Annotated in this window: 20 protein-coding genes; 10 read left to right on the top strand and 10 right to left on the bottom strand. The window is 38.1% G+C overall.

From position 1 onward, the window contains the following. The first annotated feature begins 208 nt into the window (after nucleotides 1-208). The 7 genes from ACX5JI_RS08835 (at nucleotide 209) to gerPF (ending at nucleotide 2,678) form a co-directional block, all read left to right on the top strand. On the top strand, nucleotides 209-388 hold the full coding sequence (locus ACX5JI_RS08835; protein ID WP_459500705.1) for an aspartyl-phosphate phosphatase Spo0E family protein: 180 nt from the start codon (nucleotides 209-211) through the stop codon (nucleotides 386-388). A 188-nt stretch (nucleotides 389-576) separates the two neighbouring features. Further along, the gene (locus tag ACX5JI_RS08830) at nucleotides 577-798 is read left to right on the top strand and encodes a spore germination protein (RefSeq protein WP_459500704.1); all 222 of its coding nucleotides are present in this window, start codon (nucleotides 577-579) and stop codon (nucleotides 796-798) included. 15 nt (nucleotides 799-813) lie between these two features. Then, entirely contained in the window at nucleotides 814-1,020 is a 207-nt protein-coding gene (locus tag ACX5JI_RS08825) for a spore germination protein GerPB (RefSeq protein WP_459500703.1), read from the top strand. A gap of 182 nt (nucleotides 1,021-1,202) precedes the next feature. Continuing rightward, complete coding sequence (locus tag ACX5JI_RS08820; protein WP_459500702.1) at nucleotides 1,203-1,817, top strand: spore germination protein GerPC; 615 nt, start codon at nucleotides 1,203-1,205, stop codon at nucleotides 1,815-1,817. Nucleotides 1,818-1,823: 6 nt separating this feature from the next. Further along, a complete protein-coding gene (locus ACX5JI_RS08815; RefSeq protein ID WP_459500701.1) occupies nucleotides 1,824-2,018 on the top strand; it encodes a spore germination protein GerPD in 195 nt (64 codons plus the stop codon). Between the two features lie 12 nt (nucleotides 2,019-2,030). Then, entirely contained in the window at nucleotides 2,031-2,426 is a 396-nt protein-coding gene (locus ACX5JI_RS08810; protein WP_459500700.1) for a spore germination protein GerPE, read from the top strand. Nucleotides 2,427-2,462: 36 nt separating this feature from the next. Beyond that, nucleotides 2,463-2,678, top strand: coding sequence for a spore germination protein GerPF (gene gerPF / locus ACX5JI_RS08805; RefSeq protein WP_459500699.1), 216 nt, complete (start codon nucleotides 2,463-2,465; stop codon nucleotides 2,676-2,678). A gap of 83 nt (nucleotides 2,679-2,761) precedes the next feature. Here gerPF and ACX5JI_RS08800 read toward each other — a convergent pair whose 3' ends face one another. The 9 genes from ACX5JI_RS08800 to aceB form a co-directional block, all read right to left on the bottom strand. Continuing rightward, nucleotides 2,762-3,055 (bottom strand): RNA polymerase alpha subunit C-terminal domain-containing protein, encoded by a 294-nt coding sequence (locus tag ACX5JI_RS08800; RefSeq protein WP_459500698.1) that lies wholly within the window; start codon nucleotides 3,053-3,055, stop codon nucleotides 2,762-2,764. 136 nt (nucleotides 3,056-3,191) lie between these two features. Next, on the bottom strand, nucleotides 3,192-6,917 hold the full coding sequence (gene addA / locus ACX5JI_RS08795; RefSeq protein WP_459500697.1) for a helicase-exonuclease AddAB subunit AddA: 3,726 nt from the start codon (nucleotides 6,915-6,917) through the stop codon (nucleotides 3,192-3,194). After that, nucleotides 6,914-10,426, bottom strand: a complete 3,513-nt coding sequence (gene addB / locus ACX5JI_RS08790; protein WP_459500696.1) for a helicase-exonuclease AddAB subunit AddB — start codon at nucleotides 10,424-10,426, stop codon at nucleotides 6,914-6,916. Before addB ends, addA begins: the two co-directional genes overlap by 4 nt. A 177-nt stretch (nucleotides 10,427-10,603) precedes the next feature. Continuing rightward, the gene (gene lepB / locus ACX5JI_RS08785; RefSeq protein ID WP_459500695.1) at nucleotides 10,604-11,167 is read right to left on the bottom strand and encodes a signal peptidase I; all 564 of its coding nucleotides are present in this window, start codon (nucleotides 11,165-11,167) and stop codon (nucleotides 10,604-10,606) included. Nucleotides 11,168-11,218: 51 nt separating this feature from the next. After that, entirely contained in the window at nucleotides 11,219-11,812 is a 594-nt protein-coding gene (locus ACX5JI_RS08780) for a TVP38/TMEM64 family protein (RefSeq protein WP_459500694.1), read from the bottom strand. Nucleotides 11,813-12,247: 435 nt separating this feature from the next. Next, nucleotides 12,248-12,838: a competence protein ComK gene (locus tag ACX5JI_RS08775; protein ID WP_459500693.1), complete on the bottom strand. Its 591-nt coding sequence runs from the start codon at nucleotides 12,836-12,838 to the stop codon at nucleotides 12,248-12,250. Between the two features lie 662 nt (nucleotides 12,839-13,500). Next, nucleotides 13,501-13,704 (bottom strand): cold-shock protein, encoded by a 204-nt coding sequence (locus ACX5JI_RS08770; protein ID WP_003195857.1) that lies wholly within the window; start codon nucleotides 13,702-13,704, stop codon nucleotides 13,501-13,503. Nucleotides 13,705-13,983: 279 nt separating this feature from the next. Continuing rightward, entirely contained in the window at nucleotides 13,984-15,261 is a 1,278-nt protein-coding gene (aceA, locus tag ACX5JI_RS08765; protein WP_459500692.1) for an isocitrate lyase, read from the bottom strand. Between the two features lie 22 nt (nucleotides 15,262-15,283). Beyond that, nucleotides 15,284-16,873, bottom strand: a complete 1,590-nt coding sequence (gene aceB / locus ACX5JI_RS08760) for a malate synthase A (RefSeq protein WP_459500691.1) — start codon at nucleotides 16,871-16,873, stop codon at nucleotides 15,284-15,286. Nucleotides 16,874-17,251: 378 nt separating this feature from the next. Between aceB and ACX5JI_RS08755 the strand changes: the two genes are divergently transcribed. From ACX5JI_RS08755 to ACX5JI_RS08745, 3 genes are read left to right on the top strand one after another with little or no spacing between them, the layout of a single operon-like run. Then, nucleotides 17,252-17,593 (top strand): PadR family transcriptional regulator, encoded by a 342-nt coding sequence (locus ACX5JI_RS08755; protein ID WP_459500690.1) that lies wholly within the window; start codon nucleotides 17,252-17,254, stop codon nucleotides 17,591-17,593. Next, nucleotides 17,586-18,068: a hypothetical protein gene (locus ACX5JI_RS08750; protein WP_459500689.1), complete on the top strand. Its 483-nt coding sequence runs from the start codon at nucleotides 17,586-17,588 to the stop codon at nucleotides 18,066-18,068. The genes ACX5JI_RS08755 and ACX5JI_RS08750 overlap by 8 nt, the downstream gene beginning before the upstream one ends. After that, complete coding sequence (locus ACX5JI_RS08745; protein WP_459500688.1) at nucleotides 18,065-18,592, top strand: permease; 528 nt, start codon at nucleotides 18,065-18,067, stop codon at nucleotides 18,590-18,592. Before ACX5JI_RS08750 ends, ACX5JI_RS08745 begins: the two co-directional genes overlap by 4 nt. Nucleotides 18,593-18,971: 379 nt before the next feature. Here the strand turns inward: ACX5JI_RS08745 and ACX5JI_RS08740 are convergent, their stop codons facing one another. Continuing rightward, the gene (locus ACX5JI_RS08740) at nucleotides 18,972-20,234 is read right to left on the bottom strand and encodes a M48 family metallopeptidase (RefSeq protein WP_459500687.1); all 1,263 of its coding nucleotides are present in this window, start codon (nucleotides 20,232-20,234) and stop codon (nucleotides 18,972-18,974) included. Nucleotides 20,235-20,239: the final 5 nt, after the last annotated feature.

Below are 20,239 nucleotides of genomic sequence, written 5' to 3'. Positions count from 1 at the left end.
GTAATTGTATTCGCATTCCTACAAAAAAAACCTGCCAAACCATTTTATTCTTTACAATATTCTTTATTTTTCGCATCATTTGACACTATTTTGAAATAAAATGTAGAATTTTTACTTCTTTTATCGAAGGTATTTCTTTTTTATGGAATTTTTGTATAATATGTACTACATATATACTTAAATTTTATAAGGAGATGGAGCCGATTCTATGTTTGAGCAAGCGATTGAAAAAAAACGTGAAAAAATGATGTATTTTGCCGAGCGCTACGGAGTAACCTCTCAAAAAACAGTCAATTGTAGTCAAGAACTAGACAAGCTCTTAAATGTCGTTTGGCTTATGAAAACAAATTCTATCCAAACTCATACTATACATAGGCACACACATTGAACTCCCCTCACCCTCACCTTAACTTCACAGGTTTGGAGGAGGGGGGATTTCTCACTTTAAATGATAAAGTGGGGTCTTTTCATTGAAAAAAGTCACATTTTAATGAAAACGCCCATACAATAATAGAAAAGGTTATTTGTAATTCCTATAGCAGTCATAAAAAATTTTATTTATGAAAGGTGTTTTCTATGCCAGCGATGGTTGGACATATTCATATCGTAAATATTGGATCAAGTGGGATTTTTCATATTGGGGATGTATTTGCAATCAGACCAATTAGTTACTCTCGTACTTTTGCAGGAGCTGGTTCTTTTAATGTAGGAGAAAATGTCTCCGTGTACAATTATCAAAATACAACAACAGTCAATGATACTGACGAAATGGATCAAGTGATAATTGGCTCAGCGTAAAGGAGGAGCATGAAAATGAACTTCTATATACAGCAAAGTATTATCATTAACAAGATAAGAATAGATAGCATTACAACTTCATCTGTTTTTCAAATTGGTAGTGCCGGTAGCATTAAATCTTTATCTAAATTTTCTAATACTGGTGGGTTTACAGAGCCACTTCGCCCATTGAAATCAAAAGGACAAATTATTTCTATTAAACCGGCAGCAGGTTCTTCTTAAGTTAATTGTGTCATAAATATAAATAAAAATTAAAAAACTGATACAAAACCAGTCTTTTAGGTGGGAGAGAGCGCATCCACCCATGCATATTAGCGGGGCAAATCCTTTTGTTTTTCATAGAAACCTTACAAAATGGATTCCCCATAAACACACCTCCCGGTTCAAAAAGGAGGCTTCACACAGTGAATCAAGATATATATACTTACCTATACCAGTTTCAACAAGTTCTTCAAAAACAGCAAGAAACAATCCGCGCATTAGAAGAGCAAGTACGGATAATAACAGAAGAGCTTAATGAACTAAAAAATCGCTCCCCCTCTTCTATAGGCAAAGTAGAATATAAATTCGATCAATTAAAAGTAGAAAATTTAAATGGCACATTAAATATCGGCTTAAATCCATTCGCAAGCAAAGGGCAACAAATTGAAGATTTTGAGGTGGATACAGAAACTTTAAAAGTAAATCCTGAAACAGAAACAACTCCTGATTTTTATCAAGATATTATTCAAGAGATGCATCGCTATTTAGACGAAGAAGCATATAATAGAATTCTTCATTTTGAACAAGAAGAACGAACACCTCTTGATAATATGTATCGTCAAATGATGATTGATGATATAAAGAAACAAATGGAGCATCGTCTTCCTTATTATTTATCACAAGTACAGCCATATGAAGACATTACCTCAAATCCCGATTATATGAAGGACGTCATTATTCAAGCGATGAAGCAAGATATCGACAAAGCATTCCTTTCCTTTATTCAGCACATGCCAAACAACTTCCGAAAGGAGTGAGCTTATATGAATTTTAACGTTATTAACCGTGAGATAAAGGTTGGACAAATCAAAATGAACGGGGTATCTTCATCTGCTCTTTTTTTAATCGGTGATGCAAATCTCCTCATTCTTTCTTCTATTCTTGATACGCCGTTTGAATCCGTCACGGAAGGACCATTCGTACCTCTCGTAACAGATGCCCCTACTACTCCAGGTTAAGGAGGAAGTTTTATGTTCCGGCACATCTCAGTTGTTCATCGTACGAATATTGTTTCTATGGGGGTCGCTGGTGTTTTCCAAATTGGTGATGCCAATCAGATGGAATTAAAAAGCCGAGCCCTTATCGTACACCGTGAATTTCCCTGCTATTTCGAGAACGAAGGAAGATTAGATGCTTTTGGAATTTTTACAGATGATGAAATTACCATTCCCACTCGGTCAACAGATGTGAAAATGAATATTATAAATGAATGTCCGTTTATTGAAGTAAACGATGTAACAGTTCGTTCTTTGTTAAATTCAGCCTGCTTTCAAATTGGTTCAGTTGATTACGGATTTAGTAATTCGCGCATACACCAAATGCGACAATATATAACAGATGAACCATTTCAATGCTCAATCATATAGTAATCGTAAAGAAGACTGATAAAGTAGGTGAATATCATGCCCTCCGTTGTGGGAAACCTCGTTGTGCAAAATAGTAATGGTTCTTTTAACTTAGGAGATTTCTATAACGTATCACCAAAAGAAAATACAAAAGCTTATAATGGTTCAGGTGCATCAAATGTTGGATTTGTTGTAAATACCTTTAGCGGTGTTAGTGCAACGAATACATTTGATTCCGATCTTGCTGATCAAAATCAATTTGGAACAGCATAAAAAAAGTAGGAGAGGTTCTCCTACTTTTTTCGTTCTTTTCATTTCCTTGTTCTCATTTCAATAATTGTAATCATTCTTATTGTTTAATCTTTGAATGATAACCCACGTTCCTTCAAAGCAGTTCTAAGTTTAGGTAAAGATGCTGGTCCGATACCGTGCAGTTGTAAAATCTCTTTCTCACTATATTTTGAGAGCTGCTGCAAAGAGGTTATTTCATTATGTTCCAAAGCTCTTCTCGCTGGTGCTGAGAGATGTGAAAGAAATCCACTTTCTGGCTTTCGTTCCTTCTCACAGATTGGACAAGAAGGGCAGTCGCTAATTTTATAGTATTGGTGTCCACTGTCGCAAGTTCTTAAACTTTTTTTGGATGCTACCATTTTACATAGCTCCTTTCTAAAGTTTCATCCTTCCTTTTTTCACCATCTATCCCGCTATTTGCGGACAGCAAAAGCCCGATTGATGAGGGCTGATTAAAGTTTCACTTCATACTTTGATATATATTCTACTCACTTTTTAATCAACATTTACTATGTGATTCCCATCAAAGAAGTATAAATATTTCTCTTTTACCGGCTGATGTAAACTTTTCTCTAAAGCTTTCCCATATAATGAAAGCTGCACTTTATAACGATCTTCTAAAATAGGTTTTGCTTGATCGTACCCGCCGGGAAAACGGCCTTCAATTGTATCGGTTTTAAAATCAATTAATACAACTCCGTCTTCCTCTTCTATGAGGCAGTCAATAACACCTTGGACAAGTACAGATTCCTCGTCGCTTCCTTGCCAACCTTGATACGCTTCTTTCGCTGAAAGCATCATCGTAAACGGCACTTCACGTTCTACACTTTTAGCAGCTAATACCCGCTTACCAAGATCCGTTTCAAAAAATTCAACTATGCGAACAATCGTAACTTCTTCTGCTTGTTCAAATGTTAGTAACTCTTTATTTACCATTTCCGCAATTTGTTCTTGAATCACTTCTACTGTAATTGGTTTCTTCAGGTCTACGTGCTGCATCACAGCATGTACAGCTGTCCCTCGTTCCGCATACGTTAATCCCTTTTTCTCCATAAAACGAGGACGCGTTTTTATAGGAGCACGGAGTTTTTTAATAAAAGCATGATCACTTCCATCTTCCGATTGATAATTTCGCTTTATCTCCGTAACAGACTGCTTTGCCCTATGCATCGTTGCACCTTCATTCGCATATTTCCATGTTAAACGTGCATACACTTCATCTTTTCGTTCACTTTCTAGTGGAACAGTTTTCTTCTCACGAAGTGCTTCTAACAATTCTTGCTTTTCTTCTTGCACTGGTTCCGGCGCAAGTAAGGTGCTACCATCAACGAGTTCTACGTTCCAGCTCGCATCATATTCATAAATATCATTTGGTATCGTTCCTTGTCCAAGTTCAAGAAGCATCTCACTATCACGATGTCTATATAGTGACGGCGCAATCCAATCTAAATAACAAGACGCACTAGCCCTGACATAATCCGGTAATAGCCACTCTGTATGTTCCCTAGCATCAAGCCATTTTTCCATTTCTTTTTCTTTATCTTTCACTGTACCAATTAAAATTAACTTCTCTTTCGCACGCGTTAAAGCAACATATAATACCCGCATCTCTTCCGCAATAAGTTCCATCTTCATCTTACGTTTAATGGCTAATTGCGATAGCGTTGTATATTTAATTCGCTTGCGAGGATCGATAAACTGTGATCCAAATCCGAAATCTTTGTGTAGCAAAAATCGTTTCATTAAATCTTGTGTATTAAAACGGCGCCCAAGTCCCGCTACAAATACAACTGGGAACTCTAGCCCTTTACTTTTATGAATCGTCATAATTCGCACAACATCTTCTTGCTCACCAAGCGCTCTCGCTGTTCCCATATCGTCCCCGCGCTCTAAAATACGCTCAACAAAACGAAGGAAACGGAATAATCCGCGGAAAGATGTTGCCTCATATTGCCTTGCGCGGTCGTATAATACGCGTAAGTTAGCTTGTCGCTGTTTTCCGGCCGGGAGACCACCAACAAAATCGTAATATCCTGTCTCGCGATATACTTTCCAGATTAAATCAGAAAGAGATTGTTGGCGCGCAAATTCACGCCACCCTTGCAGGAGATTATAAAACCATTGTAATTTCTCGTGTAATTCCGCTTCTTTCTCAAGCGGCGCCCCTTGTAATACGGAACGCATCACTTCATAAAACGAACCTTTCTTTTCGTGCGCCCGCAGCATGGCAAGTTCCTCATCATGTAACCCAACAATCGGGGAACGAAGTACAGCAGCAAGCGGAATATCTTGCATCGGATTATCGATTACCCGAAACACATTCATCATAACGGTCACTTCTGTCGCTTCAAAGTAGCCCGTCGCAAGCTCAGCGTAAACAGGAATACCTTGCAGCTTTAACTCTTCCATAATTTGAGGAGCCCACGGCATCGAACGAAGTAAAATAACAAAATCACGATATTTCACAGGGCGCATACTATCTGTTTTCCGGTCATATACTTCATAACCAGAATCAACCATCGCTTTAATGCGCTGCGCTATTAAACGTGCTTCAAGCTGTGCCTTTTCTACTTCTACGCCATCTTCTCCCTCTACCGACTCTTCTCCCTCAGATTGATGAATACATAACAGTTCTGCTGTCACATCTTCTCCTACTGGATAGCTAGCACCTAATTTTAATTCTGCATCAGCATCATAATCGATTTCTCCGACAGTTTCACTCATAATTTGTTTAAAGATAAAGTTCGTACCTGCTAGCACTTCATGACGACTCCGGAAGTTTTTCGCTAAATCAATCTTCATCCCGCCGCCCTTTCCTTCAGGCGTAAAACGTTTGTACTTTCCAAGAAACAAGCCAGGCTCTGCTAGTCGGAATCGATATATAGATTGCTTTACATCGCCGACCATAAATAAATTTCCCTCTTGCTCAGAGTCTTTCGTTACAAACTTAATAATCGATTCCTGCACAAAGTTCGTATCTTGATATTCATCGACAAGTACTTCTGCAAATTTATTACGATATTGAAGCGCAACTGGCGATGGGCGAAGCTCACCATCTTCTGCACGTTCACTTAAAATTTGTAAGCAAAAATGCTCTAAATCTGTGAAATCAACCATTGCCTTATCACGCTTCATCGTTTGAAAACGCTCAGTAAATACTTTTACAATTTGAACAAGCTTTTCTAGTACAGGATACATTTCCTTGAAATCACGTAAAAAACTTTCCGGACTGCGACTAAATAACTCTTCTTGCAGCTTCTTCACTTCATCTTTTGCTTTATTTCGAAGTGAATCTACTTGTTTGACAATCTCTTCATTGTAGTCACTCTTCTTAATGCGCTTTAATGTTTGCCAAGATACGCTTTGCATCGCTTCATATACGCTTGTCCATGACTCGTACGCCGCTTCCGATAACGCCTCAAGTAGTGCAAGGTCTGCTTGTAGTGTCTCCACACGCGGCGCCGGTCCATCCGGAAGCATTGCTAGTTCTACTCCTTTTTGAACATGCTTTTTCGCAGTTTCTAACTGAAACTTTACATCTTCTAATAAGTACGACGCATAGGTTAAATCTTCAACTGATTTTCCTTCCACGTCATATGCTTCGACCAATTTGTCCAGCCATTTTTCTGGATCTGGATGCGCTCTTGATTCTGTATGAAGCGCTAAAATCATACGTTGCAAATCATCATCACTTCGGTCGCTCGTATACCTGTCCACAAGTTCAAAGAAAATCTCATTTCCTTCGATGCCGTATTCCTCTTCTAATATGTCTTCTAATACTTCTTCTTTTAATAACTCATTTTCCGTTTGATTCGCAATACGAAAACGCGGATCAACATCGAGCATATAATAATACGTTCGAATCACTTGTAAACAGAAGGAGTGAATAGTTGAAATAGATGCTTTATTTAATAAACTGAGCTGTTTTCGAATATGCCCTGCCCCCGGATCGTCGATTAATACTTTTTCTAGCGCTTCACCAATTCTATTCTTCATCTCCTGTGCTGCTGCATTTGTAAACGTTACGACAAGCAAGCGATCTACATCTACTGGATTCTCGGCATTAATAATTTTACGAATAATTCTTTCTACAAGTACTGCTGTCTTTCCCGATCCTGCTGCTGCAGCAACTAAAATATCACGGCCATCTCTGACAACAGCCTTCCATTGATCATCTGTCCATTGACTACCTTCAGGCTTCTTTGGCCACTTCTCTATCATTCGCCAACCTCCTCTCTCATTTTCTCCATCGCTTCACTATCTTTCATATCTTTTAACGTGCGGAACTGGTTATCTTCCAGCGATTCATCAAACTGACAAACAGAGCGGAAATTACAGAACGTACAAGCTGCTTTGTTCCCCATTTTATACGGTGCGATGTCAATAACACCTTCTGTAATGTCTTTTCCTATTGTTTCAAATGTATGATGCACATATTGCTTAAGGACTGTAAATTCTTGTTCACTCGCAATGCTAGAACGTGCACTAAAGCTACCATCTTTTTTCAGACCGGCTGAAATAATGTCTGAACTTCCCGTACTTAACTTATTGTCCATTAAACGAACAACATCCGTATCTCCTAGCACAAGGCCTTTCATTTTAAATTTCTTTAAAATTTCTTTTTCAATTTCTTCTTCGGAAGCGTCGCCTTTCATTTCTACAAGCGGATTATGAATGTGGAAATATAACACACCAGCAGGTGATGCCGACTGGCCTTTTTTCATCCACGTATTTGCATTTGAAATCACAACATCTAAATACGTTAACATTTGAAGCGCTAAACCATAGTATACTTCCGTTAAATCTAATGATTTCGTACTCGATTTATAATCAATAATGCGAAGGAACGTACCGTTTTCATCTTCCGCTTTATCTACGCGGTCAATGCGGCCAACAACTTCCATTTTCACACCGTTTGAAAGTGTAAACTCCATCGGCGGAAGTGAACCTGTTCCTCCCATACCAAACGGAACCTCTAAATCAACCGGTACAAATCCACTTGACTTCGCATGCTCACGAAGAATAAGCGATGTACGGAAAATGATTTGTTGCAACTTTTGTTTTAAATACTGATTTCGATTTGAACTTAATAAAATTTGTCTCTGCAATAGCGGTGCGATTTCTTCAATTACTACAGCAGACAGATGTTCACACTCTTTTACCGATAAATCAGCCCATGTTCGATTTTCCTTCAGTAACTTGTCTGCAATTTTCTTTAATGCTGCATGGAATAATTCTCCAATATCTGGTGCATCTAATTTGAAAATGTCACGTTCTCTTAGCGACAATCCGTGCTGCGCAAAATGAGCATACGAGCAACGATTAAATAATTCCATACGAGAGACGCTTCCTTTAATTTTATCTCCGTACAGATCTCTACTTACAACTGGGCTAAGCCTCTCTGCGCGGTTTCGATAAAATAAACTCGATAAAACGCGGCTACTTTTTTGCTTCCAATCTGCCGATGTAACATAGAAATTATATACATCCCACCAAAAATCGAGGTTTCCTTCAAAACCGTATCGTTTCCAGTTTTGTAATTGCTGCGTCACATAAGATAAAGTAACTTCCGGGGTTGCTACATACGAAATTTGCGCCTGACGAGACAAATCGTTCACATCGTTCGTTACAAACACTTCTTGAATAGAAGGAAACATTCTTTTCACTTTCTTAATAAAGCTAGATGAAAGTAGCGTCTTGCCCTCTTCATCTGCAAGTGGACAAGAAATATATAACTTCTCGGATGCACGAGTTACTGTTTGATAAATAACAAATTGCTCTTCTAATAAAGTCTGCCTTGTTGTTGGCGCTAATTCTACGCCAGATACAGCGAGAAATTCTCTTTCTTCATCTGATAACATGCCTTCATCTGACGGAGCTGCTGGAATAATCCCTTCATTCGCACCAATGACAAAAGCCACGCGTACATTGGATAACCTTGATCGGTCAATATTTGCAATAAGTACTTGATCTAAAGAAGGCGGGATATTTGCAAATTGAAGTGCTTCAAGTCCTGTCGTTAAAACATCGGTAAACATCGAAAGCGACATCTTTTCTTCACCAAGCATTTCTACAAATGTATCAAGAAGGTTTATAACCTCTTCCCAAACTTGATCATGGTCACTTGCAAATAGGAAATTCCCTTCTGCCTCAGCGCGCAGCCGCAAATCTTCTAGCTTTTTAGGAACATCTAATTCTTCTAAAAACAAATACACTGCCTCACACATTTGCATAACTGAACTTGCACGTTTTAAGCGTTTTTGTAAGCGAATAATGGGTGTCCTTACCACCCCTCGAAGGCGGTTTATTTTCTCTTCCATTTCACGTTCGCTATCTGTTTGCATTCCAAATGCTCCGTCTAGCGAACGATAACGACGATATGTCCACGGCTCATCTATCGTCCATCTCTTTCCTTGTACGCCGTATGCTAAACAGTAATTTTCAAACTCATCCATGTCTTCGCGCATTGCTTCTTTTCTTACATCTAACGGATATAATAGTTCCGTTTTTATACAGCGAAACACCGCATCATAACGCCAATTCCCACTAATAATTTCTAGTGCGGAACGGATGCATTCAACGAGAGGATGATGTGACATTGCTCGCTTCTCATCGATAAAATGCGGAATGTCGTAATCTGCAAATAGCGTTTTCATAACATCATAATAGCTCTCCCCGTTACGAAGCAGAACCGTAATATCTCTGTAGCGATACTTCTCCTCCGCAACAAGTCTCCGAATCTCCCTAGCTACACCTTCCACTTCTGCTCGCAAGTTTGCCGCTGTATACAATGTAATACTTGGATCGCCCTCAAACTTCTGAGAAGGACGAGATTCAAATTCAGCTTCTAAATGCGCTAGTGCTGGCGCATGAAAACGCGGCTGTTCCCTAAGTGGAATCGTACTTTCAACCGTGATTTTCTCCTCACGTGCCAGTTGTTTTACCTTTTCATACGTAAGAGTAGTTTGATAAAACAAATCTAATTCACTTACTGGCTGCGATAACGTTTTTTCATCCAGTGTTAACGTAATTGTGATTCTTGCACCGCACATCATAAGTTGTCTTATAATTTCTAATTCCTGCGGTGAAAAGGAATGGAATCCATCTATATAAATTTCTGCACCCTTTACATAATCAGAATGCGGAAGTTTTTCTACAAGCAACTGTAAATAATCTTCTGAATCTAAATACTTACCAATTAAAGCTCGTTCAAAATCATCGTATAGAAGCTGAAGATCATATATTTTATTTGCTAATAATTTTTGCTCATCGCCACTTGAGTGAGCATCTAATTGTTGCCACATCTCATATACATTCGAGGGCGTTACATTATAACGTTTAAACTCCGCAATCATGCTTCCTAAATGTTCAAAAAAGCCATTTTGTTCTGCTGCTTTTTGAAACACATACAATCCTTCTTTACGTGATTCGACAATTTTGCGCAGTAACATATGCACGCCCGCCTCATCGATATGAAGACGACTCGCCCCGCCAACTTCTTGCAACACCTTCCATGCTAACCTTGAAAAACTAAACACTTGTGCCCTGATTGATCCGCTCACTTCTTCATTTCCTATTAACGCTTGCTGCGTTTGGAACGTCATTTGTTCTGGTACAAGATATAAAATTGTTTCGCCTCTTGGACGCTTCCTTAACTCTTCTTGTACTTCTTGTAAACAAAATGTACTTTTTCCACTTCCAGCTCGTCCAATCACAAACCGAAGCGACATACAATCCCCACCTTTCTCTTACATAACGAACGTTAGTTTGATATTATTCTTGTATTATAACACAAAAAAAACAGGAGTTAGCTGGCTCCTGTTTTTGTCGTAATGCGTTGATTGATCGATATCCTTTTTCGAATCATCGATATATTTAAAATTACTCCGATAAAATTTCATTTATTATTAGCCCTTTGAAAAATTCGTTTGCACTTCATGAATCGGCCAATAGCGTAAATCCACTTTTCCGACAACAGTATCTACTTTCACAAAGCCAAAATGCCTGCTATCCCAGCTCCCGAGGCGATTGTCGCCAACCACAAAAATATGTCCCTTTGGAACAACCTTTTCTCTCGTTAATTCCTCTAATTTAAAATCACCTGTCAGCTGTCTGCCTTCCACTTGCCTCTTATATGTTTCCAAATATGGCTCATCAACAAAATCACCGTTTATATACAATTTATCATGCTTATATTCAATATGATCGCCTGGTAAACCGATAATTCGCTTTACATAGTCTTCTTTTTTATTCGCATGAAACACAACAACATCAAATCGATTCAAATCCCCAACTTGATAGCTTACTTTATTCACAACAAGCATATTCCCATCTTGAAGCGTCGGCATCATTGACTTCCCTTCTACAACGTACGTTGAGAAGAAAAACGTTCGAAAAAAAACAGCTAATAGCACACCTATAAAGATTGTTCTCATCCATTCTAGGCCTTCTTTTTTCAAAACTCGCTTCACCTCTACCTCTCCCCCCGCGCTTTTCTATCATGATGCCTTCTCCCTATAGTCTCAATGTAGTTCTAGCTTGACTTCAATTTTTTTACCCACATACCATAAAATAAAAATAACCCCTATGACAATAATTGTTTTCGCAGGCTTATAAATAAACGAAGTTAAATCATATCCGATGTAACTTAAAATAAAAATCATAACTAATTTTCCAAGCGCTAGCGCTAACACAAACTGTCTTATACTAATACGTGATAGACCAGCGACAACATTAATCAGCGCAGACGGTGTAAATGGAAAACAAAATAACACAAAAATGGGCGCGAACCCCTTTCGCTCAATCCATCCCATCGCCTTGCGCACTTTCGGATGCTTATTCACAAATGAGAAGAACCGGCTTCTTCCAAAGCGGCGAATCACCGAAAATACAATTAATGCACCAACAACTGATCCAATCCACGAATACAAAAATCCAAGCCATAACCCAAAAGCAACTGCATTCGCCATCACAAATACAATAAGTGGCAATGCCGGAATAATCGCTTCCACCATCGGTAAGCCAATACCAAGGAGCGGTCCGAATGCCCGATAGCTCTCTACAAGCTGGTCCATATTCTCTTCTGAAAAATACTCTTTGATTGTTTGAAAATCCATTCTACAATTTACCCCTTTATTATATTTCTATCCCTACTTTATCATTGCTTATTAGAAAGAGGAAATGGTAGATACGACATATGGAGATATATTTATTAATGTTCCATACTTTTATGTAAAAATCCTTTATTATTATCGTATAATAATCTATCAATATTTGACAGAATGTTACATATATAAATACAAATTGAAAAACTGACACACCCCTTTCTTTTTAGTTGGAAGAGAGCATTCGGCCGAGTGTAGTAGCGGTCAGTTCCCTTTTTAGCCCCATGCCATGTAAAAACAAACAGAAGAAATAAGTGGGGATTTCCTTTCGTTTTCATAACCGTAATTTAGATGTTGAAAAATCAGAATGGATTTACATATTGATCATTGAACTTCACGGTTAAAATGATAAAAAAGGATGGTTGTCCATCCTTTTTTGCTAGTTCTTCATAATTTTTGTATGTCCGCTTCTTTCACAAGGTACGCCTGTTCATATGCTGGCTTTAATTTGGATTCATCTTCTTTATCGACTTCCTTAAAATGAAGCTTTCCTTGTTTATTTTTAAGATCCTCATACTCTGTCCGCAGTTTTGCAGTACGATTTTGCTGATTCTCAAAACTACTCTTTGACATTTCTAGTTTCACTGCGAACCCGTTAATGAATCGAATAATTAAGTTGCCATCTAATAATTCTTTATTGTTTGCAACGTGAAAATGGGACAACCAAGCACATTCCTTTCTAGAGTAAGAATACGTAGGAAAAAAGTAAAGTTGATCTGTTGGGCTAATTGCAATGGGTGCTTTATGCGTAATCTTTGTCAACTCTTTTGTCCCGTCTTTTCTGCCTAAAAAGCTAGATCCGTTCTTACGGCAACTTCTTTCTACAATATCAAGGGGCTTTTGAAACATAAAAAAAGAGTCTTCTACTTCAACCACTCGCGTTACAATACGTTTTTCACCTAAAATAACTGGTAGCAAAGCCATAGTGTTCTTGTTTACGACATAATTTTCAACATAGCGTTCTGCTTGTTCACCCATCCTACATCCGCTCCTTCTTTATTTTTTCTTATCAATTCATAACAGCAGCTGCATAAATAATTGTATCATCAAAAAAATAAAATAGGCTTCATTTTCAAATATTTTACATTTTCTTATAAAACTTTAAAGTTTCATAATATACCTTCATACGAATATCCATATAAAACCTCCATATTTCCCTACTATAAAAGAGATATATGATGATCGAAAAACATCATTATTTCTTTTTGAAATATTTGTAACATAACAAAATCCGGTTTTGATACACATATTTACAAAACTACAGAACTCCACAGCTTAAAGCCCCCTTCCTCTAAACGAAGTGCAGGTGGGGGTAGTTCAATACAACACGTAAAAAAGAATAGCATAAGCCATCCTTCAAGCCGTGGAGAAAGGGAAATGCTACAAAATTATAAAAAGAAACATCGTAATCTGACGAGTGTGGTCCGTATGAATTGGTGAATGAAGTTTTATCAACGATTTTTCAAACATATCGATTATTTCTCACAATATATCGGCGCAAATTTGAATATATGAGCGATTCGACAAAGGATATCGACTAACCAACAAAAAACGACAAAAAAACAAGAGCCCCCTAGCTCCTGTTTCCCAACAAAAAAAGGATGGCATAAGCCATCCTTTCTTCATCACGTACTATAAAATTATAGTTTTACAACGTTTTTAGCTTGAGGTCCGCGGTTGCCATCTTCGATTTCGAAGCTAACTTTTTCGCCTTCTTCTAAAGATTTGAAACCTTCAGTTGTGATAGCTGAGAAGTGAACGAATACATCGTTTCCGCCTGGAACTTCGATGAAACCGAAACCTTTTTCGTTGTTAAACCATTTTACTTGTCCTGTTACTGTCATAATTATTTCCTCCTAAAGAAAATATAAATTTTTTTAGTCTGCATACATAAAAAAAGAATCCACACATTATCAAATACGAAACATAAAACAGTTCTCACATACTTTTTCTCGTTCGTTTTCAGCACTTGATAATATATGGATTGCTTGATTTAGTTATTCAACTGAGATAATCATACCATAGTTAAAATAGAATGTACAATTTTTTTTAAAAATATTTATTTCCAAAAATCCCCACACCAAAACAACAGGTGCCCTTTTTCAGGACACCTGTCTCTATATTCACTTCGTAAACTGCGCCTCTTCTGTAGAACCTTTCAGAGCCGTTGTCGAAGATGTTCCGCCTGTAATTACTTGTGCTACTTCATCAAAGTAGCCTGTTCCAACCTCGCGTTGATGACGCGTTGCAGAGTAGCCATGCTCTTCTGCTGCAAATTCTGCTTGTTGCAGTTCAGAGTACGCTGCCATGCCGTGCTCTTTATAGCCACGCGCAAGTTCAAACATACCATAGTTTAATGCGTGGAACCCTGCAAGTGTTACGAATTGGAATTTATATCCGTATGAAGCAATTTCTTTTTGGAAAGTTGCAATCGTTTTCTCATCTAATTTTTGTTTCCAGTTAAAAGATGGTGAACAGTTATACGCTAGTAACTTCCCTGGATATTTCTCATGAATTGCTTCCGCAAAGCGCTTCGCATCTTCTAAATTCGGTTCAGATGTTTCACACCAAACAAGATCTGCATATGGCGCATACGCTAGCCCGCGCGCAATTGCTTGATCAAGTCCTGCTTTTGTCCGGTAGAAACCTTCTGGCGTTCTCCCTCCTGTAATAAATTCTTGATCAACCGGATCGATATCACTCGTAATTAAATCTGCAGCATCGGCATCCGTTCTTGCTACAATAATTGTCGGCACGCCCATTACATCCGCTGCTAAGCGCGCAGAAATTAAATTACGCACCGCCGTTTGCGTTGGTAGTAATACTTTTCCACCTAAATGTCCACATTTCTTTTCTGAAGACAATTGATCTTCAAAATGCACGCCAGATGCCCCAGCTTCAATCATACCTTTCATTAATTCAAACACATTTAATTGCCCACCAAACCCAGCCTCAGCATCCGCAACAATCGGTACGAAGTAATCAACATCGTCCTTTCCTTCCATATGCTGAATTTGATCCGCACGCTGCAATGTTTGATTAATACGTTTTACAACAGCTGGTACACTGTTCGCTGGATATAAACTTTGATCCGGATACATATGCCCTGATAGATTGGCATCCGCTGCTACTTGCCAACCGCTTAAATAAATAGCCTTTAGCCCAGCTTTTACTTGTTGCATCGCTTGGTTGCCTGTTAATGCGCCAAGGGCATGAATATAATCTTCTGTATGAAGCGATTTCCAAAGTTTTTCTGCTCCCTTGCGCGCTAACGTATGCTCAATGTCAATAGATCCCCTTAGACGAATTACATCTTCAGCAGAATACGGACGCGTTACCCCTTTCCAGCGCTCATCTAATTCCCAGTTTTCTTGTAACTTTTGTACTCTTTCGTTTGTCATCTCTTCCATCCCCTTTTCTTTTTTATAAAATTTCATAACCCGGTAATGTTAAAAATGTTTCAAACTCATCATTTCGTACTAAATTCGTAAACAATTTCGTTGCTTCTATAAATCTACCTTTCTCAAACCGCTCCTTACCAATCTCTCGTTCTATTTTTGCTAGCTCTTCCGCCTTAAACTCTTCTACTAAAGAGAACGTAATATTACGACCATCATCTAATTTCCCGCCCTCATGACGAATCCATTGCCATACTTGCGCCCTTGAAATTTCTGCCGTCGCTGCATCTTCCATCAAATTGTAAATCGGTGCTGCTCCGCGCCCGCTTAACCACGAGGCAATATATTGAATGCCGACGCTAATATTCATCCGAAGCCCTTCTTCTGTAATCGTTCCCACCGGCACTTCTAACAAATCTTGTTCTGTTACATAAACCTCTTCGCGTTTTCTAAAAATTTGATTTGGTGTTTTCATAATATAATTGAATACTTCCATCGCAACTGGTACAAGTCCCGGGTGGGCAACCCAAGTCCCATCATGCCCGTCTAAAGCTTCGCGTTCTTTATCAGCACGGACTTTTTCAAAAGCAGCTTCATTTGCCTCTGGATTATTTTTAATTGGTATTTGTGCTGCCATACCGCCAATTGCTGGTGCATTCCGGCGATGGCACGTTTGAATTACTTTTAAAGAATACGCACGCATAAACGGAGCCGTCATTGTAACTTGCGCTCTGTCCGGAAGTAAGAAAGCATTATGGTTCCGAAAACTTTTTAAGAAGCTAAAAATATAATCCCAACGTCCGCAATTCAATCCCGCCGAATGGTCGCGAAGTTCATATAAAATTTCATCCATTTCAAAAGAAGCGTGGATTGTTTCTAATAAAACTGTTGCCTTAATTGTTCCATTTGGAATCCCGATATACTTCTGCGCAAAAACAAACACATCATTCCACAGCCGCGCTTCTAAATAACTTTCCATTTTCGGTAAGTAAAAATATGGTCCGCTCCCTTTTTCTAATAACGTTTTCGCATTATGGAAAAAGTACAAACCAAAATCAACGAGACTACCTGACATCTTTTCTCCGCCAACTAACATATGTTTTTCTTCTAAATGCCAGCCGCGCGGACGCACGATAAGTACAGCGGTTTTGTCACCTAAACGATATTCCTTACCACCCGGGGTCTTGTATGAAATCGTTCCCTTCACTGCGTCTCTTAAATTAATTTGGCCATCCATCGCATTGTGCCATGTTGGCGAATTAGAATCTTCAAAATCAGCCATAAACAGATGCGCACCAGAATTTAAAGCATTGATGACCATTTTCCGGTCTACTGGCCCTGTAATCTCCACCCGGCGATCTTCTAAATCTTTTGGAAGCGGAGCGATTGTCCACTCTCCAGCACGTATATGTTCTGTTTCTCGTAAAAAGGTTGGAAATTCCCCTGCATCAATTCTTTTTTGCTTTTCCACACGTTTTTGCAGTAAACTCATGCGGCGTGTATTAAAATTCTCATGCAGCTCTTTCAAAAAAGCGAGCGCTTCCGATGTCAAAATTTCTCCATACGCCGGTAATACTTCTGAAGCGAGCGTAACTCGTGAAGTTTGCGTCGACATATTAGCATCCCCTTTTCAAACTGTTTTATAACAGATTTGATTTTATGTTTTATATTATATAACAAATTTTCAGAAAAGGAAGGGTTTATTTGAAAATTAATCCATTTTTACAACATCCATTTATTCAAAAGTATTACTTTTTACCCTTACTAAAACAAAAGATGCCCTCCTCTTTTGTTAGCTCGGCATGGGCGAATCTTCCGATAGCTTTAGCATCAAGTTTGTTCAAAAATACGTTTTTTATTTTTAAATTGACATGGAATTTTATTCAAGATATACTGCCAGTAACACATTACTGTCTTTGACAGTATACTGTTACTAACAGTTATTTATTTCTTTTGAAAAAATATTTTTATATTCACTTTAGGAGGTTATATTATGAAACATACTGGCAGACATACAGGTGCATTTCTTTTACTATTTTTAACAGAGGGTGATAGCTATGGGGGAAAACTTCTGCAGAAGTGTGAAGAAGAGCTTCCCGTTAACCCCATTGATAGTGCCATCCTATATCGTACACTCAAAAAATTAGAGACAGAAGGTGCCGTTGAATCTTATTTAGATACATCTGATCAAGATAAACTAATAAAGATGTACAAAATTACTACAGCGGGACAAAAACAATTAGAAACGTTTCAGCTAGATATTGAAGAAAAAATGAAAAACTTATCATTTTTCTTAAATAAATATAACGAATGGCAGGGATCGAATCATGATTAATGGCGCGATCCTTTACACGATAGCAATCATTCTTACTAGCATTTCTTTTATAAAAGATCGAAATAAAACAAAAGAAGCGCTATTAAAGTCATGGAAAATGTTTTGTAATCTTATACCTGACACGTTAGCAATTATGCTTTTCGTTGGACTATCCTTATCTATCGTAACGCCATCCTTCATTTCTTCCATCATTGGAGAAAAGTCTGGATTGATGGGTATTGTTTATTCAACAATAATCGGCTCTGTTGCGCTAATTCCAAGCTTTGTTGTTTTCCCTCTTGGAAATACACTACTCCATAATGGTGCAGGCCTTCCTCAAGTAGCCGCATTAATGTCTACATTAATGTCAGTAGGAATCACAACTTTACCGATGGAACAAAAAATATTTGGGCGGAGTTTTGCCTATTCTCGCAATGCCTCTGCAGTACTAATGTCTCTCCTATTTTCGTATATTATTTGGGTGGTGATGGGATGATTGAACTAAGAAAATATCGGTTCTTTTTCATTTTATTATTTTGCCTCGTTATACTAACGTTTATAAACAAATCAGCAGGATGGGGCGCATTTCAATTAACAGGCAAAAGCATGTTAGATATGCTGTTTCTACTTCCTCCTGTCTTAATATTCGTAGGTTTGCTTGACCAATGGATTAAGAAAGAAACTTTAATTAAATATATGGGCCAAACATCTGGTATCTATGGTATCCTGTTCTCCCTATTATTAGGAGGCATTGCAGCGGGTCCCCTTTACGTAGCTTTTCCGATCGCGGCACTTTTGTTAAAAAAAGGAGCAAGCGTACGGTACATTGTATTCTTTTTAGGAGTTTGGACAACTGCAAAATTACCGGTTCTTGTCTATGAATTTGCTTCATTTGGAGTTACATTCACACTTATTCACATCTGTTTTGGTCTATTCTTTTTCTACTTAATGGGTGTCATTTTTGAGAAGTTCCATGAAGGGCGACAATTATTGAAATATGATATAACGAAAGAATTGTAGATTTAGGGGAATGGTTCTGTAAGCCTCTCAATCCTATACCCTTTTGTGATTGATCAAAAATACTTCATAAACTAACATTGTAAGATGAAGAACATAACAAATCAGTTGTATCTAAACAGCTACAACTGATTTGTTATTCATGGGTAGTCTATTTTTTCACTTTCATCTTTTTTGGGTTTCCATATTTATATCACGGCGATCTAAACAAAAAATAACCTCCTCTCTTTTTCTCTTTTTGTGTTAACACCGCATGGGACTAAAATAGGCACTGACCGCTCCTATGCATGATCGGATCCTCTCTTCCACACAAAAAAGAAAAGGTTTTCTCTCTTTCCCTAAACTTATATGTAAATAAAGAAGCAGCGTCCACCGCTGCTTCTCATTTCTTCTGTTTCTCATACTCCTCAAACACATGGATCCGTTCAAAAATTGGCGGATGTGTATATAAGAAAAACTTCACTAGCGCCGGTGGATTCACTTGACTTAAACTCGTTTTCGATAAATATTGAAACGTCTTTACACCAGACTTTCCATCCTTCGTCATATCTAGTGCGTATTGATCCGCCGCCCGTTCTTCTATGCGAGATACATAATTTGATAGCGGACTTACCGCAAAAGACAATACAGAGGAAATAAGAAGAAATAATGGAAGAATCGAAAAACAAGCCTTCTTTGATAAGCGCAATGTATCTCCCCATTTCCTTAGGCACATATTGATAATGCGGCTAATTACATACATTCCGACAAACGAGAGCACAATATAACTCGCCACGCCCCAATATATATGTTTCATGACGTAATGTCCCATTTCATGAGCCATAATAAATAAAATCTCTTTATCTTTTAATTGCTCAAGCGTTGTATTCCATAATACAATTCGAGAATTTAATCCAATTCCTGTTACATATGCATTTAGTGCATTTGTTTTCTCAGACATGTTCACTTCATATACATGCTCAGCTGGAATATCCGCCCGATCTGCAATTGCTAAAATTTTCTCCTCTAACTCTTTATTTTGCAGTGTAGAAAAATCATTGTATAACGGATCAATTAAAACAGGCTGTACAAATGTTAAAAAAATTGTAAACGGTACAGATAAAGCCCAGCCAGCTAACCACCATCGCTTCGGGAACTTATGAATGAGCCATAACAGGACAGAAACAATGAGAAGCATCGTAATATAATTTACCCAAAAATCGATGACATGATCTTTAATCCAACTCGCTGTTGTTTGTGTTGAAATACCGTAATCAATTGATATTTGATGCCCCACCCACCCGAGTGGCAGCGCAAGAGCAGTTGTAAGTAATGATAAATAAAAAAGATAAATCGCAACTTGAATGACCCGTACTTTCGTCGTTTCTTTTGACCATGTTTCAAAACGACTGGATATCCCTAAAACGAGCACAAACAATAAAATGATCCATTCAAGAGGTGTCGCTAAAAAAAAGAGTAAATTTTTCACGCGTGAGTAATCTTGACTTAATGTCAATTCTTTCGCATTCATAAACGTCTCTGGATCAGCACTCGTTCCCTTATACATACTTGGAATTACCTCATGATTCCACCCAAATAAATACCAATATATAAACAATGCAAAACCAACGTACAAAAAAAGTGACCACCCAATAACTTTCTTCACGGTAT

This window comes from Bacillus sp. C1 (assembly GCF_054570475.1).
This window is presented reverse-complemented; position numbering and strand designations above follow the sequence as displayed.

Excerpts from the sequence above, each read along its gene's own strand:
- ACX5JI_RS08835 (WP_459500705.1), top strand. The coding sequence starts at position 209 with ATGTTTGAGCAAGCGATTGAAAAAAAACGTGAAAAAATGATGTATTTT.
- ACX5JI_RS08830 (WP_459500704.1), top strand. The coding sequence starts at position 577 with ATGCCAGCGATGGTTGGACATATTCATATCGTAAATATTGGATCAAGT.
- ACX5JI_RS08825 (WP_459500703.1), top strand. The coding sequence starts at position 814 with ATGAACTTCTATATACAGCAAAGTATTATCATTAACAAGATAAGAATA.
- ACX5JI_RS08815 (WP_459500701.1), top strand. The coding sequence starts at position 1,824 with ATGAATTTTAACGTTATTAACCGTGAGATAAAGGTTGGACAAATCAAA.
- ACX5JI_RS08810 (WP_459500700.1), top strand. The coding sequence starts at position 2,031 with ATGTTCCGGCACATCTCAGTTGTTCATCGTACGAATATTGTTTCTATG.
- gerPF (WP_459500699.1), top strand. The coding sequence starts at position 2,463 with ATGCCCTCCGTTGTGGGAAACCTCGTTGTGCAAAATAGTAATGGTTCT.
- ACX5JI_RS08800 (WP_459500698.1), bottom strand. The coding sequence starts at position 3,055 with ATGGTAGCATCCAAAAAAAGTTTAAGAACTTGCGACAGTGGACACCAA.
- addA (WP_459500697.1), bottom strand. The coding sequence starts at position 6,917 with ATGATAGAGAAGTGGCCAAAGAAGCCTGAAGGTAGTCAATGGACAGAT.
- addB (WP_459500696.1), bottom strand. The coding sequence starts at position 10,426 with ATGTCGCTTCGGTTTGTGATTGGACGAGCTGGAAGTGGAAAAAGTACA.
- ACX5JI_RS08780 (WP_459500694.1), bottom strand. The coding sequence starts at position 11,812 with ATGGATTTTCAAACAATCAAAGAGTATTTTTCAGAAGAGAATATGGAC.
- ACX5JI_RS08775 (WP_459500693.1), bottom strand. The coding sequence starts at position 12,838 with ATGGGTGAACAAGCAGAACGCTATGTTGAAAATTATGTCGTAAACAAG.
- ACX5JI_RS08770 (WP_003195857.1), bottom strand. The coding sequence starts at position 13,704 with ATGACAGTAACAGGACAAGTAAAATGGTTTAACAACGAAAAAGGTTTC.
- aceA (WP_459500692.1), bottom strand. The coding sequence starts at position 15,261 with ATGACAAACGAAAGAGTACAAAAGTTACAAGAAAACTGGGAATTAGAT.
- aceB (WP_459500691.1), bottom strand. The coding sequence starts at position 16,873 with ATGTCGACGCAAACTTCACGAGTTACGCTCGCTTCAGAAGTATTACCG.
- ACX5JI_RS08755 (WP_459500690.1), top strand. The coding sequence starts at position 17,252 with ATGAAACATACTGGCAGACATACAGGTGCATTTCTTTTACTATTTTTA.
- ACX5JI_RS08750 (WP_459500689.1), top strand. The coding sequence starts at position 17,586 with ATGATTAATGGCGCGATCCTTTACACGATAGCAATCATTCTTACTAGC.
- ACX5JI_RS08745 (WP_459500688.1), top strand. The coding sequence starts at position 18,065 with ATGATTGAACTAAGAAAATATCGGTTCTTTTTCATTTTATTATTTTGC.